Source organism: Klebsiella pneumoniae (assembly GCF_000742135.1).
Classification (GTDB): Bacteria; Pseudomonadota; Gammaproteobacteria; order Enterobacterales; family Enterobacteriaceae; genus Klebsiella; species Klebsiella pneumoniae.
This window is the reverse complement of record NZ_KN046818.1, coordinates 1,431,819-1,448,554: the sequence shown is the minus strand read 5'-3', so window position 1 is coordinate 1,448,554 and position 16,736 is coordinate 1,431,819. Positions and strand designations below refer to the sequence as shown.

Sequence of the window (16,736 nt, the reverse complement as noted above, 5' to 3'; positions counted from 1 at the left end):
GCAGACATTATGCCAGCAAATGACACACTTTTCACGGCCTGCGGTAAATTCCACCGCGGCGCTTGTGCTAAGGTCTTTGTCAGATGAGCCGGAAACCCGCGCTCAAACGGTTATTCTGTACGTATTTATAAGGAGTCCCATGACCAGCAGCCTATCGCGACACCCGGCTTTTTTATCCCTGCAGGGCGGCATCAATTTTCGCGACCTGGGCGGCCAGCTTGCCGCCGACGGACGCCGCGTCCGCAGCGGCAAGCTATTGCGATCCGGCGCGCTAAACCGGTTAACGGCGGAGGATCTCAACCACCTCGATACTTTGCCGCTCAGCCGGGTGCTCGACTATCGCGACCCCGGAGAGGTAGCCCGTACTCCGGACAAGCTTAGCCCGCTTACCCATTATCTTAACGCGCCGGCCAATCCGCCGGTGAGCGAGGTAAATGCGAAGGTCACCGAGCTGAATGCCGCCACCCTTAACGCGCTGAACGGCGAGCAGTTTATGCTGCAACTCTACCGCCAGCTGCCGTTTAACAACCCGGCCTATCGCCAGCTCGCCGCCTGGCTGACCACGCCTTTTGAAGGCGCTTTACTGCAACACTGCGCGGTCGGCAAAGATCGCACCGGCGTCGGCTGCGCGTTAACGCTGTTCGCCGTCGGCTGCGACAGCGAAACGGTGATGGAGGAGTATCTCCTTACCCACGGCATGCTGACGCAGGTGGAGGCCTGGATGTTGGAGCTGCTCGGCAACGACCTCACTGCCCAGGGGCGCCAAAGCCTGGCGGATATTCTGACGGTAAAAGAGTCCTATCTCGCCGCCGCGCTGTCGGCTATTCACCAGCGCTATGGCACCGTCGACGCCTGGCTGGCGGCAGAGTACCAGCTTACCGCGCCGGTTCGCGCCGCGCTGCAGGCCCGGCTGCTGGAAGAGTAACCGCCCTTTACCCGCGCGGCGAGCGATGCTTCGGCCGCCTGCCGGACCGCGGCAGCCGAGGCGACAGGGAAAAAAATGTGATTTCGTACACATCTGATTTACCTGTTCAGCGGAATGCACATATAATGCGCTCCCATCTACTGTCTCAATCATTAACAAAGGCCTGTGTGGCGTTGATTTCGCACACGACATTAAAGACTATGAAATTATCTACACTCTTAGCGGCAGCCTTCGCCATCGTAGGCTTTTGCAATACAGCGTCTGCTGTCACCTATCCTTTGCCAACCGATGGCAGCCGTTTGGTTGGTCAGAATCAGGTCATTACCATTCCGGATGATAACAAACAGCCGCTGGAATACTTCGCGGCGAAATATCAGATGGGGCTTTCCAACATGCTGGAAGCCAACCCGGGGGTGGATACTTACCTGCCGAAGGGCGGTAGCGTCCTGAACATCCCTCAGCAGCTGATTCTGCCGGATACCGTGCATGAAGGGATCATTATCAACAGCGCGGAAATGCGTCTGTACTACTACCCGAAAGGCACCAATACCGTGATCGTTCTGCCGATCGGTATCGGCCAGTTAGGTAAAGATACGCCGATCAACTGGACCACCAAAGTCGAACGCAAGAAGGCCGGCCCGACCTGGACACCGACCGCCAAAATGCATGCTGAATACGCCGCCGCCGGCAACCCGCTGCCAGCCGTCGTACCGGCCGGTCCGGATAACCCGATGGGGCTGTACGCGCTGTATATCGGCCGTCTGTACGCCATCCACGGCACCAACGCTAACTTCGGTATCGGCCTGCGCGTGAGCCACGGCTGCGTGCGTCTGCGTAACGATGACATCAAATTCCTGTTTGAGAACGTGCCGGTCGGCACCCGCGTACAGTTTATCGATGAGCCGGTAAAAGCGACCACCGAGCCGGACGGCAGCCGTTACATCGAGGTGCACAACCCGCTGTCGACCACCGAAGCGCAGTTCCAGGGCGGCGAGATCGTGCCGATCACCCTGACTCAGCCGGTACAGGCAGTTACCAGCCAGTCTGATGTCGATCAGAACGTGGTTGAGCAGGCTATCCAGAACCGCTCCGGTATGCCGGTGCGTCTGAACTAAGTTGTGCATGACAAGAAAAACGGCGGGCCTGATGCCCGCCGTTTTTTTATCGGCATTTTCCCTCGAGGCGGCTAACGCTCGCCCGGGCTACCAAACCCTACCACGCCGTAACCCCGCTATGCGCAGCGCCAGCAGGAGCCCCGGCCTAGCCGTTATTCACCAGAATAATCCCGCCGTGATCGTAGCGATAATGGCAGTGGGCGTACTCCAGCGGCGTGCCATCCTCCAGATAGATAACCTGCTCCACCTCCAGCACCGGATCGGTCGGTTCGCAGTGAAGATGCTGTTTATCCAGTTCCCCGGGCTTCATCGCCCGCACCACGCGGTAAGATCCCATCAGCTTCAGCCCCAGCGTCTCCTGCACATAGCGAAACACGGAACCTTCCAGATGGCTTTTGGTTAACCCCGGCACCAGCCCCACCGGCATGACCGTCAGATCCAGCGATACCGGCTCGCCGTTGAGCAGCCGCAGGCGAACAAAGTCATACACCGGGGCATCGGCGTCGATAAGCAGCGAACTTTGCTCCTTGTCGCTGGGAAAGCGCACCGCAAAGCGCACCACTTCGCTTTGCACCTCGCCAAGATGCTCCCAGGTTTTGGTGGCGCCGAAATAGTCGCTGCCGGGCAGCTCCCACTGCGACAGCTGAAGGAAATTTTTCCGCACAAAGGTGCCCTGCCCTTTTCGGGTATAGATCAGCCCTTCGACGATTAACTGGCGCATCGCCTGCTGGATGGTCATCCGGCTGGTGCTGAACTCCGCCGCCAGCGCAAACTGGTCGGGTAGCGGCGCGCTGGCAGGATACTGCTGGCTGATGATGCGTTTTTTTATTTCCCGCGCGATTTGCAGATACTTCGCCGTCATTTCCCGGTCCTTATCCATTCAGTGAGTGGCTGGCGGGCTGGATGCACCATCTGACCGCCAGGGCAGCGTTACATCGCTTCGCCGTTGCTGCGGAACACCTGCTTCAACCATGCATAGCTCTTCTTCGGCACCCGCCGCAGGTCCTTGAGGTCATGGTTTTCGCGATTGACGTACACCACGCCGTAGCGCTTACGCATATCGCCCTGTGAGCTCAGGATATCGATTAATCCCCAGCCGAGATAGCCGATCACCTGCGCCCCATCCTCAAAGATGGCCGCTTTCATGGCGTTGATATGGTCGCGATGGTAAGCGATGCGGTAATCGTCGGCAATGGGATGTTCGCCGTCCCAGGACTCAATCACCCCGATGCCGTTTTCAATCGGGAACACCGGCAGGCGCCAATCGTTATAGTAACGAGTGATGATCGTCCGGAAGCCCAGCGGATCAATCTGCCAGTTCCATTCCGTCGCTTTCAGGAACGGGTTATCCTGGTTGCCAAACAGCATATAGTTGTTGACCGCCGTTCCCGGCGGGATCGCGTCGCTGTTCAATGTGCGGCTGGCGTAATAGCTGAACGCCAGATAATCGACCTTCACCGTCGCCATCAGGGCGAGATCCTCCGGACGATAGATATCATCGAACCCTTCCGCGGCGACAAAATGCATCACCTCCGGGCTATAACCCTCACCCGCGTAGGCGCGCAGCAGGTTCTGGTTTAAGAACTCATCCAGCTGCTGGGCGCAGAGGATATCGCGTGGTTTGCAGGTAGCCGGATAGACCAGAGCGTGAGCCAGCATTCCGCCCATCTGACACTGCGGCTTCGTCTGGTGCAGATAGTGAGTCAGATGGACGTGCGCCATCATGACATGATGCTGGATCAGATACAGTTCGCGCAGGGTCTTCTCCCCCTGCAGATAGCCGGAAATCAGAAACGCTTCCGGCGAATGGTACAGATTCTGCTCATTAAAGGTGAGCCAGTATTTCACCTTGTGGCCATAGCAGGCGATCATCTTCTGGCCGTAGCGGATAAAAGCGTCCATCACCCGGCGGTCGGTAAAACCGTTGTAGCGCTCCGCCAGCGACAGCGGCATATCGAAGTGGTACAGGCAGATCATCGGCTCAATGCCGCGGGCGATCAGTTCATCTATAAATTGATGGTAGAAGGCAATCCCCTGTTCATTGAATTCGCCATCTCCGTCAGGGCACACCCGGCTCCAGGCGATCTGAAAACGGTAGCAGTTCATGCCCAGATCCTGCATCAAATCGAAATCTTCCCGATAACGATGATAAGAGTCGGTCGCCACCTTCCAGTCGGAGGCGAACTCCGCCGGTTGACGGATATCATACACCGACATCCCCTTGCCACCCTCGTTCCACGCCCCCTCCGTCTGCATGCTGGAGACGGAATTTCCCCATAAAAAATCTGCCGGTAGTCTGTTCTTCATGCTGCGCCTCGGTATATGACTAGTCATTTAAACGTAATGACTAGTCATATACCGGAAAGTGAAAAGGTAAGCAAAGGCCGGGATCGGTTTCTGTGAGCCGGACAAAAAAAGATCGCCCCGAAAGGCGATCCTGGCGATCGAAGTGAATGATGGCGCGATTCTGTTGAGATCAGGCGCTGAGTTTGAAGAGCCAGTAGCCGCTGAGTGCCGCCCATAGCAGCATTGGAATGGAGTAGAGATGGAAGCGCCACCAGATGCGCCGATCGCTGGCCATACGCAGGGCGATAATATTGGCCAGCGAGCCCGGCAGCAGGCCAAAGCCGCCCACGTTAACCGCCCAGGCGAGCAGTATTGACGGCGGGACATAGTTGAGCAACAGAATAGTCGAGGGCACATTACTGATCACCTGCGACAGGCCAATAGCGGTCAGCCACAGTCCACCGCCGGAGAGGGTCCCCACCCCGCTCAGCACCTGGTGCAGCGCCGGAAGCTGGGTCAGCAGATGGACGTCAATAAACATCACCATAAACACCAGCAACAGCGACCAGTCGACATGGACGATCACCGCCCGGGCCAGCACCAGGAAGCCCAGCAGCACCAGCGCCAGCCCCCACAGGGCCTGATTCATCTCCAGCGCCGTCAGAAACACCACATACAGTCCCAGACAGCTCCAGACGAGCTTGGGTTGCCATGACAGCGCCCTGTCGCTGCTCTGGTAACTGAGCCGCTTCGCCGGAAAACAGAACCAGCACAGCGCCAGCAGGGTCAGCATCATCGCCGCTGCCAGAGGCAGCATCTGACCGATAAACCCGAAGAAAGAGAGGCCGGATCGTCCCCACAGCAAAATATTCTGCGGGTTGCCGATCGGCGTCAGCAGCGAACCGGCGTTCACCGCCAACGCTTCGAAAATAATCAGCCGGTTCACCGGGATGGCGCACCATTTTTTTAGCGTCAGCGTCAACGGCACTACAATAAACAGCGCAACGTCGTTGGTAAGAAAGGTAGACAACAGCGCCGCCGCCAGCACCATAAAGATGGCCAGCTGGCGCTCAGTCACAAAGCGGCGGGCCATTTTTCGGCCCAGCACGTCAAAATAGCCGCTCAGTTCGATCCCCTTAGTCAACAACATCAGGCCGCTAAGCGTGACGATGGTATGCCAGTCAATGGCCGCCGGCCAGCTTGCCGGGACAAACGGCACGATGGCGCTGAGCACGCAGGCGATAATCAGCAGCAAATGGAGAAAACGATCGCGCAGCAGCGACTGGACGAAGGGAAGAGTCATGCTTCCTGAGATCCCTGTGTTTGGGTAAATTTCAGGAACATCGCCAGCGTCTCTTCGCTCACGTGATGCTCCATCCCTTCCGCATCACGTCGGGCAATCTCCGGGCTGACGCCGATCGCCAGCAGGAAGTTCTCCACGATTTGATGGCGCTCGCGGCTCTCCTGGGCTAGCTTCTCACCTTCCGGGGTTAAGAAGATCCCGCGCCAGGGGATCTGTTCAATAAGACCGACGCTGGCCAGGCGTTTGAGCATTTTAGCGACCGTCGGTTGCGAAACGCCAAGACGCGCGGCCATATCCACCTGGCGCGCCTCGCCCACTTCGTTGATCAGATCGGAGATCAGCTCCACATAGTCATCGATCAGCTCGCGGCGATGCGCTTCCCGCACCTGGCGAAACCCTTCCACGTGCTCTTCAACATTCACTAACTGCGTCACTTTTTTTGTTATTGGCTTACCTGCGCGACGGTTCATTGTGCTTCCTCATTCGTGTGACGCGTCAAGCATCATATAAAAAGATCCACATTGTAATGGATTGCGCCAAGAGCACAAAAAATTAACGTTTTAGCCATAGCTATAAAATATAGCCTGTGCTATATCTGTATATAATGCAAACATCCATCAGGGAATGACGGAGCGAACTGGCAGGAGGAGAGCAGATGAATGAATTCAAGAGGTGCATAAACGTGTTTAGCCATTCCCCCTTTAAAGTACGATTGATGCTGATCGGTATGCTGTGCGAGATGATCAACGGTAAACCGCAGCAGGGCAAACCCAATTCCTAAGGCGGCGTCGCGGTACGCCGCTTCATTTTTCTGTCATTTTCTGCCGGTAAAATGACCGGTTCCCCCCGTTTCCCTGACCTTTTTTCAAGTTTTGTAAGCGCCCTCGCAAAACAATCTGTTATGTCTGGTTGACCTTACCATTTACAAGCCCTATCTTTGCACAGCCCTGCCACATTCGCGGCTCGCAGAGACCCTCTTCACGCACTGTCCAGCAGGTTTTACCCCTTGACGCCAGGGGATGCGCATGGCCTCTTTTTGATTGTTTACTATGAATGTCACCACCCTGAAAGATACGCTGGTCGCCCGCCGACTGGCACTGAACCCATGGACGGGATTCTACTTTTTACAGTCGCTGTTAATTAACCTGGCGCTGGGCTATGAATTTAGCCTGCTTTATACCGTGGCATTTACCTGCGTGTTACATCTGCTGTGGCGCGCCTTTCCGCGCGTCCAGAAAGCGGTGGTCGGCGCCTATTCCCTGCTGGCGGCTCTGTACTATCCCTTTGGCCAGGCCTACGGTGCCCCCAACTTCAACACTCTGCTGGCGCTGCACGCCACCAACGTGGAAGAGTCTACGGAAATCCTGACCATCTTCCCGTGGTACAACTATCTGCTGGCGGTCTTCATCTTCGCTCTCGGGGTCATTGCGGTTCGTCGTAGGATCGTTGAGCCATCACGCTGGGGAAAAATGGATACGCTGGGCCTGTTGTTCAGCATCGGGATCTTCTTTCTCCAGCCGGTGCAAAACCTTGCCTGGGGCGGTGTATTCAAGGTGATTGACACCGGTTATCCGGCCTTTCGTTTTGTCAAAGACGTGGTGGTGAATAACAACGAGGTGCTGGACGAACAGGCGCGGATGGCGCAGCTGGCTGGCATGAAAGACAGCTGGCACGTGCTGGCGGTAAAGCCAAAATACCATCTCTATGTGGTGGTGATCGGTGAAAGCGCGCGCCGCGATGCCCTCGGCGCTTTCGGTGGCCATTGGGACAACACGCCGTTTGCCAGCTCGGTAAACGGTTATCTGTTTAACAATTACATCGCCGCCAGCGGCTCAACGCAGAAATCGCTCGGCCTGACGCTTAACCGGGTGGTCGATGGCAAACCACAGTATCAGGATAACTTTGTCACCCTCGCCAACCGCGCCGGTTTCCAGACCTGGTGGTTCTCCAATCAGGGGCAAATTGGCGAGTACGACACCGCTATCGCCAGCATCGCCAAACGGGCGGATGAAGTACAGTTCCTGAAAAACGGCGATTTCGAAGCCAATAAAAACACCCAGGACGAGCAGTTGCTGAAGCTGACCGAGCAGGTGCTCTCAACCCAGCGTACCCAGCCGCAGCTGATTGTCCTGCACCTGATGGGCTCTCACCCACAGGCCTGCGATCGGACCAAGGGCAAATACACGGTTTTCGTTCAGTCGAAAGAGACCTCATGCTACCTCTACAGCATGACGCAGACCGATTCGCTGCTGGCTAAGCTTTATCATCAGTTGCAAAATTCCGGTGACACTTTTTCCCTGACCTATTTTTCCGATCATGGTCTGGCGTTCAAGGAACGGGGCAAAGAGGTGCAGTATCTGGCGCATGATGATAAGTTCCAGCAGAACTTCCAGGTGCCGTTTATGGTGCTATCCAGCGATGACAAAGCGCATAAAGTGATTAAGGCGCAGCGTTCGGCGAATGATTTCCTCAGTTTCTTCTCCCAGTGGACCGGGATCCAGGCGGCGGAAATCACCCCACGCTATCGGTTTATCTCTGAGCAAAAGGCCGGTCCGGTGTACATCACCAACTTCCAGCTGCAGAAGGTGGACTACGCTCACCTCGGTACCGATGAGTTCACAGTCAATTAATCGCGCCGGCCCGGCCAGTCGCCCGGGCCGGCCGTCAGCAGGCAAAAAAAATCCGCCCCGAGAGGCGGATTTTTCATATCACCGGAGTGATTAGAAGCGGTAACCCACGCCAGCAATCCAGGTGCCGACGTCAACGTTACGAATACGAGACTGCTCGTAGGAGAAGTCCAGAGCAACGTTTTCGATCGGGTTGAACTGCAGACCAGCACCGTAGGAGAAACCGTAGTCGCTCATATCGGATTTATGAGGGTAGTTGTTGTTCTGGAATTTACCGTAACCAACACCCACTACGCCGTAGATGCTTGCCCAGTCGTTCAGACGGTAAGCCGGACCAGCGGTGATGCCGTAGTACTGACCTTTGTTGTAAGTACCGTTGCTGTTGTTATCCTTCTCGGTGTAGGTGAAGGAACCGATAACGCCCAGCGGGTTGTTATCTTGCTCGTAACGGTATTTCAGGTTGAAACCGCCAGCTTTGTTCGCTTTACCCTGCATGTCGCTCTGCGCGTAACCGCCGGTTACGGTAGAAGTTGCAGCAAATGCAGTGGTACCTACGGATGCAGCCAGAACAACGGCCAGTGCTGAAAGACGTGCAATTTTATTCATAACCACCTCAAATGTGTTTCTAATAAGTCCTAAGCCTTAAATATATCAAAAACTTTTGGGAAACTCTTTGGAGTTTACATTGTCTAACATACTTTTTCATGTAACCAAAAGTTTCCATATTTCTGTAACAATATGGAAAACAACAATTTTTGGCGTTAACTTACATCTTAACGCTCATTAAGAAATTCGCAAGCATCCAGATTAATCCTAACCGCCTGGTGAATTTCTCAGCAGTTTTCGCCATTGTACTGTTTTTGCCCCTGTTTTTTTCAACATTAGCTCAACCGCCGGCAGGTAATTCCAGTACACTGGAACTTTTACCCCTTTTGACAAAACCTGACAGGAGAAAGGATGCCCGGTCCATCCAGAAAAGCGGCGGCATGGTTGCCGATACTGGTGATTTTAGTCGCCATGACCTCGATTCAAAGCGGCGCATCGCTTGCTAAATCGCTGTTCCCGGTGGTCGGCGCCCCGGGCGTCACCGCCCTGCGTCTGGCGCTGGGAACGCTGATTCTGGTGGTGGTATTCAAGCCATGGCGGCTACGTTTCTCCCCGGCGCAGCGCGTGCCGCTGCTACTGTACGGCCTGGCGCTCGGGGCGATGAACTATCTCTTTTATTTATCCCTGCAGCGTATTCCGCTCGGCGTGGCGGTGGCCCTGGAGTTTACCGGCCCGCTGGCGGTGGCGCTGTTTGGTTCGCGCCGCCCGCTGGATTTTGTCTGGGTGGCGCTGGCGATCCTCGGACTATGGTATCTTCTGCCGCTGGGGCAGAACGTGGCGCAGGTCGATTTAACCGGCGCGCTGTTCGCCCTCGGCGCCGGGGCGTGCTGGGCGGTCTATATTCTGACCGGACAGCGTGCCGGTGAAGAGCATGGTCCAGCCACGGTAGCGATGGGGTCGCTCATCGCCTCGCTGGTGTTTGTGCCGTTAGGCATGGCGCAGGCCACCGATACGCTGTGGCAGTGGTCGCTGCTGCCGCTGGGTTTGGGGATCGCGATTCTCTCCACCGCGCTGCCCTACTCCCTCGAGATGATGGCCCTGACGCGCTTGCCGACGCGCACCTTCGGCACGCTGATGAGCCTTGAGCCAGCGTTAGCTGCCCTCTCCGGTATGATCTTCCTCGGTGAAACGCTGAAGCTCTCCCAGACCCTGGCGCTCGGCGCGATCATTATCGCCTCGATGGGCGCCACGCTGACTATGCAACGGCAGAGTAAAGTCGAGCAGGTCGATATCAATTAACATTCTGTTACGGCGCCGGCCCGAGAGAAATCCGGGCCGTTCAGCCAAATATAAATACCTGATATTTAAATATTTTTAAAATAACCAACCACTTTGCGCTATCGGAGTGATATAGCCTGCCGATGCCTCACTCTTGAAAACCCTTGCTATACTTATTTCCGAAGTCATTTGGGACAACGCTCCACATCATTCAGATCTGAAGTGTGATGAGCATCAATATCAAGAGGATATGAAACGATGAGTACCGCAAAACTGGTTAAATCAAAAGCGTCTAATCTGGTCTATACCCGCAACGATGTCGCTGACAGCGAAAAGAAAGCGACCATTGAGCTGTTGAATCGCCAGGTGATCCAGTTCATTGACCTGTCACTTATCACCAAGCAGGCACACTGGAATATGCGCGGTGCGAACTTTATCGCCGTGCACGAAATGCTGGATGGCTTCCGTACCGCGCTGACCGAACATCTGGACACCATGGCCGAGCGCGCGGTGCAGCTGGGCGGCGTCGCCCTGGGTACCACTCAGGTCATTAACAGCAAAACCCCGCTGCAGAGCTACCCACTGGACATCCATCACGTTCAGGATCACCTGAAAGCCCTGGCTGACCGCTACGCGGTAGTGGCGAACGATGTGCGTAAGGCGATCGACGAAGCAAAAGACGAAGACACTGCAGATATCTTCACCGCGGCTTCCCGCGATCTGGATAAATTCCTGTGGTTCATTGAAGCCAACATCGAGTAAGGCTTTGCCGCCGGCCCAGCGCGGTCGGCGGCGCCTCAGCGTTTCTCCCTGCCCTATATTCCATCCTTTGCTTTTCATCCCCCACTGGCCTTGCACCGTTTCAGGGCACCAGATTGATGAAAATGCGCGCAAAAGTAAAAAGATTGTAATAATCACCTCACACAATCGTTACGTCGAGATTGTTTTCCCATCAGGGTTTGCGCTAAAAATGGGCTGGTAATTCAGCACCCTTATGACGCACCAAAATGACGCCCCATCATGGTGCAGTCACTGCCTGAAATGATCGTTCTTGTGCAACGACTTACGCTTCGTTTGTTGAAAAACAACAGCTTGTAAAAGTGGCACGATTTTTTCATTAGGCTAGTCGTTCTCGCAGGGGATCGTCCCGTGGATATAAAAGGAAATGCTATGAAGTCTGTATTTAAAGTTTCACTGGCTGCACTGACCCTGGCTTTTGCGGTTTCTTCCCATGCCGCTAATAAGACCCTGGTTGTCGCCACCGATACGGCGTTCGTCCCGTTCGAATTTAAGCAAGGCGATAAGTATGTGGGTTTTGACGTTGACCTGTGGGCGGCTATCGCCAAAGAGCTGAAGCTCGACTACACCCTGAAGCCAATGGACTTCAGCGGCATTATCCCGGCGCTGCAAACCAAAAATATCGATCTGGCGCTGGCGGGGATCACCATTACCGACGAGCGTAAAAAAGCGATCGACTTCTCCGACGGCTACTATAAAAGCGGCCTGCTGGTGATGGTCAACGCTAATAATAACGACATCAAAGATGTCAAAGATCTGAACGGTAAAGTGGTCGCGGTGAAGAGCGGCACCGGCTCCGTTGACTACGCGAAAGCCAATATCAAAACCAAAGATCTGCGTCAGTTCCCGAACATCGATAACGCCTATATGGAGCTGGGAACCGGTCGCGCGGATGCCGTGCTGCACGATACGCCGAATATTCTGTACTTCATCAAAACCGCGGGCAACGGTAAGTTCAAAGCGGTAGGCGAATCACTGGAAGCGCAAAACTACGGTATCGCCTTCCCGAAAGGCAGCGACGAGCTGCGTGAGAAAGTGAACGGTGCGCTGAAAACGCTGCGCGACAATGGTACCTATAACGAAATTTATAAAAAATGGTTCGGCACTGAACCCAAATAATAAAAACGTACTTCGCCGGACCGAGGTCCGGCGACCCCACAACGGTCTTCCGGCACAGGCTCAGCGGGAGACGGTATTTTGGCGGAGGCTTTCCTCTGCTCTCGACACGGTAACAGGAACGTATTATGCAGTTTGACTGGAGTGCCATCTGGCCTGCCATTCCGATTTTGCTGGAAGGCGCCAAAATGACGCTGTGGATTTCCGTCCTCGGCCTGGCCGGCGGTCTGATAATTGGTCTGGTGGCCGGTTTCGCCCGCTGCTTCGGCGGCTGGATCGCCAACCACATCGCGCTGGTCTTTATTGAAATCATTCGCGGCACCCCGATTGTGGTGCAGGTTATGTTCATCTACTTTGCGCTGCCGATGGCCTTTAGCGATCTGCGCATCGACCCCTTCTCCGCGGCGGTAGTGACCATCATGATAAACTCGGGCGCCTATATCGCGGAAATCACCCGCGGCGCGGTGCTCTCCATACATAAAGGCTTCCGCGAAGCGGGCCTGGCGCTTGGCCTGTCGCGTCGCGAAACCATTCGCCACGTGATCCTGCCGCTGGCGCTGCGCCGCATGCTGCCGCCGCTGGGCAACCAGTGGATCATCAGCATCAAGGATACCTCGCTGTTCATCGTCATCGGCGTCGCCGAACTGACCCGTCAGGGACAGGAGATCATCGCGGGCAACTTCCGCGCGCTGGAAATCTGGAGCGCCGTAGCTGTGATCTACCTGATTATCACCCTGGTCCTGAGCTTTATTCTGCGTCGTCTTGAAAGAAGGATGAAAATCCTGTGATTGAATTTAAAAACGTCTCCAAGCACTTTGGTCCGACCCAGGTGCTACACGATATCTCTCTGAAAATTAATCAGGGTGAAGTGGTGGTCATTATCGGCCCTTCCGGTTCCGGTAAATCAACGATGCTGCGCTGCATCAATAAGCTGGAAGAGATCACCAGCGGCGATCTGATTGTCGATGGTCTGAAGGTCAACGACCCGAAGGTGGACGAACGTCTGATTCGTCAGGAAGCCGGGATGGTTTTCCAGCAGTTTTATCTGTTCCCGCACCTCACGGCGCTGGAAAACGTGATGTTTGGCCCGCTGCGGGTACGCGGCGCCAGCAGGCAGGCGGCAGAGAAGCAGGCGAAAGAGCTGCTGGCGAAAGTCGGTCTGGCTGAGCGCGCGCATCACTATCCGTCCGAACTCTCCGGCGGCCAGCAACAGCGTGTGGCCATCGCCCGCGCGCTGGCGGTGAAGCCGAAGATGATGCTGTTTGATGAACCGACCTCCGCGCTCGACCCGGAGCTGCGCCATGAAGTGCTCAAGGTGATGCAGGACCTGGCGGAAGAGGGCATGACGATGGTGATTGTGACCCACGAAATCGGCTTTGCCGAAAAAGTGGCCTCGCGACTAATCTTCATCGACAAAGGACGAATTGCTGAAGACGGCAATCCCCAGGAGCTGGTGAAGAACCCGCCCAGCCCGCGCCTGCGTGAATTCCTGCAACACGTCGCCTGACCCGCAACGGCTCTCTCTCCCACGATGAGAGCCGCTTTTCCAGAATCCTCTTCCCTCCCCTTCCGCCAGCGGCTTCTATACTTACCCGTTTACGTTGCAACGGAGGTGCCCATGCCGTGGATCCTGCTTTTGCTCGCTGCACTGTTTACTGCCCCGCTTTCCGCCGCCACCCTCCCCGGCGTGCCGACGGCTAACACTGATAAAAACAGCGCCAGCGAACCCGATGTGGAACAGAAAAGAGCGGCTTATGCCGCACTGGCCGATGTGCTGGCCAACGACTCCGCCCGTCAGGAGCTCATTGACCAGCTGCGTAAAGCAGCCGCCACGCCGCCGCCCGACAGCACCCCGACGCTGACGCCACCGGCGGTGAAAGAAGAGACCACGGTACTGGAGAACGTCACCCAGATAAGCCGGGAATATGGCGAACAGCTCTCATCACGCTTTTCCCAGCTGTGGCGCAATATCACCGGCTCACCGCATAAGCCCTTTAATCCGCAAACCTTTACCAGCGCGGCCTGGCATTTTTTACTGCTGGCCGGGCTGGTGTTTGCCTTCTGGTGGCTGGTACGCCTCGCGGCGCTGCCGCTGTATCGCAAAATGGGCGAATGGGGACGGCATAAAAACCGCGATCGCGGTAACTGGCTTCAGCTGCCCCTGACCATCGCCGGGGCGTTTATCATCGACCTGCTGCTGCTGGCGCTAACCCTGTTTGTCGGTCAGCTGCTAAGCGATCGCCTGAATGGGAATAACCCTACCATCGCCTTCCAGCAGAGCCTTTTCCTCAACGCCTTCGCGCTGATCGAGTTTTTTAAAGCTATTCTGCGGCTCATTTTCTGCCCGCGCATTCCTGCCCTGCGGCCCTTTAACCTCAGCGACGAGGCCGCGTCATACTGGAGCCTGCGCCTGAGCGCGCTCAGCAGCCTGATTGGTTACGGTCTGATCGTCGCGGTGCCGATTATTTCCAATCAGGTGAATGTTCAGGTTGGCGCGCTGGCTAACGTCGTCATCATGCTGTGCATTACGCTGTGGGCGCTGTACCTGATTTTTCATAACAAAGCGGTGATTACTCAAGGGTTGATCCACCTGGCCGACCACTCACTCGCTTTCTTTAGCCTGTTTATCCGCGCCTTCGCGCTGGTCTGGCACTGGCTGGCCTGCGCCTACTTTGTGGTGCTTTTTTTCTTTTCGCTGTTCGACCCGGGCAACAGCCTGAAATTCATGATGGGCGCCACCCTGCAAAGCCTGGCGATTATCGGCGGCGCGGCGCTGGTGTCTGGCATCCTGTCGCGCTGGATAGCCAAAACCATCACCCTGTCGCCCGCCACTCAGCGCAACTACCCTGAACTGCAAAAGCGTCTAAATGGCTGGATCTCCGCCTCGCTGAAGGCGGCGCGCATTCTCACCGTCTGTGTCGCCATCATGCTGCTGTTGAGCGCCTGGGGCCTGTTTGACTTCCGGGAATGGCTGCACAACGATGCCGGGCAAAAAACGGTGGATGTGCTGATCCGCATCGCCCTGATCCTCTTCTTCTCTGCCATTGGCTGGACGGTTCTGGCCAGCCTGATTGAAAACCGGCTGGCATCGGATATTCATGGCCGTCCGCTGCCCAGCGCGCGGGCCCGGACGCTGCTGACGCTGTTTCGCAACGCGCTGGCGGTGGTGATCAGCACCATCACGGTGATGATCCTGCTCTCGGAAATTGGGGTAAACATTGCGCCGCTGCTGGCGGGCGCCGGGGCGTTAGGGCTGGCCATTTCGTTTGGTGCGCAAACCCTGGTCAAAGACATTATCACTGGCATATTTATCCAGTTTGAGAACGGGATGAACACCGGCGACCTGGTCACCATCGGTCCTTTGACCGGCACCGTGGAACGAATGTCGATTCGCTCAGTGGGGGTACGTCAGGATACCGGCGCCTATCACATTATTCCTTGGTCCTCGATCACCACCTTTGCCAACTTCGTGCGCGGCATTGGCTCGGTTGTGGCTAACTATGACGTTGACCGCCATGAGGATCTGGATAAAGCCAGCCAGGCGCTGAAGGCGGCGGTGGACGATCTGCTGGCCCAGGAGGAGATCCGCGGTCTGATCATTGGCGAACCGTCGTTCGCCGGGCTGGTGGGGCTGAGCAATACCGCCTTTACGCTACGCGTCAGCTTCACCACCCTGCCGCTGAAGCAGTGGACGGTGCGTTTTGCCCTCGACACCCAGGTGAAAAAGCACTTCGACCGCGCCGGGGTTCGCGCGCCGGTACAGACCTGGCAGCAGCTGCCGATGCCGGGCGCCGACAGCCCGGCCGCCGAGTAGCGTTAGAATGGACGACGGCGTTTGGCGTCGTCCATAAAGCTCCAGGCGATAAAGCGACTTTGCTTTTGCCCCTGGGCCATCTCCTTTTTCACCACTTTCACTGCGCCGACCTCGGTCAGCAGGCGGTAGAGCGGCGGCAGATTATCGCCACGCGACACCAGCGAGGTAAACCATTTCACCTGGCGGGCGAAGGCCTGGCTTTCGCGGATCATCTGCGAGATAAAGGCTACTTCGCCCCCTTCGCACCACAGCTCCTGCTGCTGACCGCCAAAATTGAGGCCACTTTCGGCGCCGAGTCCGAGGTTGCGGCGCTTGCGCTCGCCCCCCGCCCGGGCGCTCTCTGCGGAGTCATGGAACGGCGGATTACACAGCGTGGCGTCGTAGGTCTCGTTTTTATGGATCACGCCGTGAAAGATAGCCTGGCTCTCTTTTTGCCGGCGCAGGCGGATCTGCCGGGTCAAGCCCGGGTTGCCATTGATAATCGCCTGCGCGCTGGCGAACGCCTGCGGGTTGATTTCACTGCCGGTAAAGCGCCAGCCATACTCGTGAGCGCCGATCAGGGGATAGATGAGGTTGGCGCCGGTGCCAATATCAAGGATCGTGGCATCCTTCGGCACCTCGCCGCTATCCCCGGCCAGCAGATCCGCCAGATGATGAATATAGTCGGCCCGCCCAGGCACCGGCGGACAGAGAAAGCCGTCAGGAATGTCCCAGTGTTTGACCGCGTAGAAATGCGCCAGCAGCGCTTTATTCAACGCCTTCACCGCCTGCGGATTGGCAAAATCAATGGTCTGCTCACCCAGCGGATTGAGCGTAATGTAGCCCTGCAGGTCAGGATGGGCCTGGCAGAGCGCGGGCAGGTCGTAGCGTTGATGGTGGCGGTTACGCGGGTGTAACCCCGGTTTCTGGGCTTTCATGACAATCTCCT

Annotated in this window: 15 protein-coding genes and 1 pseudogene; 10 read left to right on the top strand and 6 right to left on the bottom strand. The window is 56.4% G+C overall.

Annotated features, from left to right (window positions below):
• Positions 1–9 precede the first annotated feature (9 nt).
• Both DR88_RS18225 and ldtB read left to right on the top strand, forming a co-directional pair.
• Positions 10–925, top strand: a pseudogene (locus tag DR88_RS18225) (tyrosine-protein phosphatase).
• A gap of 200 nt (positions 926–1,125) precedes the next feature.
• Entirely contained in the window at positions 1,126–2,040 is a 915-nt protein-coding gene (gene ldtB / locus DR88_RS18230; protein ID WP_002895871.1) for a L,D-transpeptidase, read from the top strand.
• Between the two features lie 145 nt (positions 2,041–2,185).
• Here the strand turns inward: ldtB and DR88_RS18235 are convergent, their stop codons facing one another.
• The 4 genes from DR88_RS18235 to mntR all read right to left on the bottom strand — a co-directional run bounded on the left by DR88_RS18235 (position 2,186) and on the right by mntR (position 6,099).
• Complete coding sequence (locus DR88_RS18235) at positions 2,186–2,902, bottom strand: GntR family transcriptional regulator (protein ID WP_004151705.1); 717 nt, start codon at positions 2,900–2,902, stop codon at positions 2,186–2,188.
• A gap of 68 nt (positions 2,903–2,970) precedes the next feature.
• Entirely contained in the window at positions 2,971–4,347 is a 1,377-nt protein-coding gene (locus tag DR88_RS18240; protein ID WP_032443818.1) for a glycoside hydrolase family 1 protein, read from the bottom strand.
• A gap of 169 nt (positions 4,348–4,516) precedes the next feature.
• A complete protein-coding gene (locus DR88_RS18245) occupies positions 4,517–5,629 on the bottom strand; it encodes an anion transporter (protein ID WP_004147703.1) in 1,113 nt (370 codons plus the stop codon).
• Positions 5,626–6,099, bottom strand: a complete 474-nt coding sequence (mntR, locus tag DR88_RS18250) for a manganese-binding transcriptional regulator MntR (protein ID WP_004176765.1) — start codon at positions 6,097–6,099, stop codon at positions 5,626–5,628. The genes DR88_RS18245 and mntR overlap by 4 nt, the downstream gene beginning before the upstream one ends.
• Before the next feature lie 185 nt (positions 6,100–6,284).
• Between mntR and mntS the strand changes: the two genes are divergently transcribed.
• Both mntS and DR88_RS18260 read left to right on the top strand, forming a co-directional pair.
• Entirely contained in the window at positions 6,285–6,410 is a 126-nt protein-coding gene (gene mntS, locus DR88_RS18255) for a manganase accumulation protein MntS (RefSeq protein ID WP_002895851.1), read from the top strand.
• A 268-nt stretch (positions 6,411–6,678) separates the two neighbouring features.
• The gene (locus DR88_RS18260) at positions 6,679–8,259 is read left to right on the top strand and encodes a phosphoethanolamine transferase (protein WP_002895847.1); all 1,581 of its coding nucleotides are present in this window, start codon (positions 6,679–6,681) and stop codon (positions 8,257–8,259) included.
• Between the two features lie 90 nt (positions 8,260–8,349).
• Here DR88_RS18260 and ompX read toward each other — a convergent pair whose 3' ends face one another.
• Positions 8,350–8,862 carry an outer membrane protein OmpX gene (ompX, locus tag DR88_RS18265; protein WP_002895845.1) on the bottom strand — a complete coding sequence of 171 codons (513 nt, stop codon included), beginning with the start codon at positions 8,860–8,862 and terminating at the stop codon, positions 8,350–8,352.
• A 351-nt stretch (positions 8,863–9,213) separates the two neighbouring features.
• On the opposite strand from ompX, the gene rhtA reads away from it, so the two are divergent.
• The 6 genes from rhtA to ybiO all read left to right on the top strand — a co-directional run bounded on the left by rhtA (position 9,214) and on the right by ybiO (position 15,808).
• Positions 9,214–10,101, top strand: coding sequence for a threonine/homoserine exporter RhtA (rhtA, locus tag DR88_RS18270; protein ID WP_002895842.1), 888 nt, complete (start codon positions 9,214–9,216; stop codon positions 10,099–10,101).
• 237 nt (positions 10,102–10,338) lie between these two features.
• Positions 10,339–10,842, top strand: a complete 504-nt coding sequence (gene dps, locus DR88_RS18275) for a DNA starvation/stationary phase protection protein Dps (RefSeq protein ID WP_002895841.1) — start codon at positions 10,339–10,341, stop codon at positions 10,840–10,842.
• A gap of 408 nt (positions 10,843–11,250) precedes the next feature.
• Positions 11,251–11,997 carry a glutamine ABC transporter substrate-binding protein GlnH gene (gene glnH / locus DR88_RS18280; protein WP_002895839.1) on the top strand — a complete coding sequence of 249 codons (747 nt, stop codon included), beginning with the start codon at positions 11,251–11,253 and terminating at the stop codon, positions 11,995–11,997.
• A 125-nt stretch (positions 11,998–12,122) separates the two neighbouring features.
• Entirely contained in the window at positions 12,123–12,782 is a 660-nt protein-coding gene (glnP, locus tag DR88_RS18285) for a glutamine ABC transporter permease GlnP (RefSeq protein WP_002895837.1), read from the top strand.
• Entirely contained in the window at positions 12,779–13,501 is a 723-nt protein-coding gene (glnQ, locus tag DR88_RS18290) for a glutamine ABC transporter ATP-binding protein GlnQ (RefSeq protein WP_025860890.1), read from the top strand. The genes glnP and glnQ overlap by 4 nt, the downstream gene beginning before the upstream one ends.
• A gap of 111 nt (positions 13,502–13,612) precedes the next feature.
• Complete coding sequence (gene ybiO / locus DR88_RS18295; protein WP_004142041.1) at positions 13,613–15,808, top strand: mechanosensitive channel protein; 2,196 nt, start codon at positions 13,613–13,615, stop codon at positions 15,806–15,808.
• Positions 15,809–15,810: 2 nt separating this feature from the next.
• Here ybiO and rlmF read toward each other — a convergent pair whose 3' ends face one another.
• Positions 15,811–16,725 (bottom strand): 23S rRNA (adenine(1618)-N(6))-methyltransferase RlmF, encoded by a 915-nt coding sequence (gene rlmF / locus DR88_RS18300; protein WP_002895831.1) that lies wholly within the window; start codon positions 16,723–16,725, stop codon positions 15,811–15,813.
• Positions 16,726–16,736 lie beyond the last annotated feature (11 nt).

What these genes read in the sequence shown, in the direction of transcription:
- mntS (WP_002895851.1), top strand. Translation starts at nt 6,285, where the DNA reads ATGAATGAATTCAAGAGGTGCATAAACGTGTTTAGCCATTCCCCCTTT.
- glnP (WP_002895837.1), top strand. Translation starts at nt 12,123, where the DNA reads ATGCAGTTTGACTGGAGTGCCATCTGGCCTGCCATTCCGATTTTGCTG.
- ybiO (WP_004142041.1), top strand. Translation starts at nt 13,613, where the DNA reads ATGCCGTGGATCCTGCTTTTGCTCGCTGCACTGTTTACTGCCCCGCTT.
- DR88_RS18235 (WP_004151705.1), bottom strand. Translation starts at nt 2,902, where the DNA reads ATGACGGCGAAGTATCTGCAAATCGCGCGGGAAATAAAAAAACGCATC.
- rlmF (WP_002895831.1), bottom strand. Translation starts at nt 16,725, where the DNA reads ATGAAAGCCCAGAAACCGGGGTTACACCCGCGTAACCGCCACCATCAA.
- rhtA (WP_002895842.1), top strand. Translation starts at nt 9,214, where the DNA reads ATGCCCGGTCCATCCAGAAAAGCGGCGGCATGGTTGCCGATACTGGTG.
- dps (WP_002895841.1), top strand. Translation starts at nt 10,339, where the DNA reads ATGAGTACCGCAAAACTGGTTAAATCAAAAGCGTCTAATCTGGTCTAT.
- DR88_RS18260 (WP_002895847.1), top strand. Translation starts at nt 6,679, where the DNA reads ATGAATGTCACCACCCTGAAAGATACGCTGGTCGCCCGCCGACTGGCA.
- DR88_RS18240 (WP_032443818.1), bottom strand. Translation starts at nt 4,347, where the DNA reads ATGAAGAACAGACTACCGGCAGATTTTTTATGGGGAAATTCCGTCTCC.
- ompX (WP_002895845.1), bottom strand. Translation starts at nt 8,862, where the DNA reads ATGAATAAAATTGCACGTCTTTCAGCACTGGCCGTTGTTCTGGCTGCA.
- mntR (WP_004176765.1), bottom strand. Translation starts at nt 6,099, where the DNA reads ATGAACCGTCGCGCAGGTAAGCCAATAACAAAAAAAGTGACGCAGTTA.
- DR88_RS18245 (WP_004147703.1), bottom strand. Translation starts at nt 5,629, where the DNA reads ATGACTCTTCCCTTCGTCCAGTCGCTGCTGCGCGATCGTTTTCTCCAT.
- glnH (WP_002895839.1), top strand. Translation starts at nt 11,251, where the DNA reads ATGAAGTCTGTATTTAAAGTTTCACTGGCTGCACTGACCCTGGCTTTT.
- ldtB (WP_002895871.1), top strand. Translation starts at nt 1,126, where the DNA reads ATGAAATTATCTACACTCTTAGCGGCAGCCTTCGCCATCGTAGGCTTT.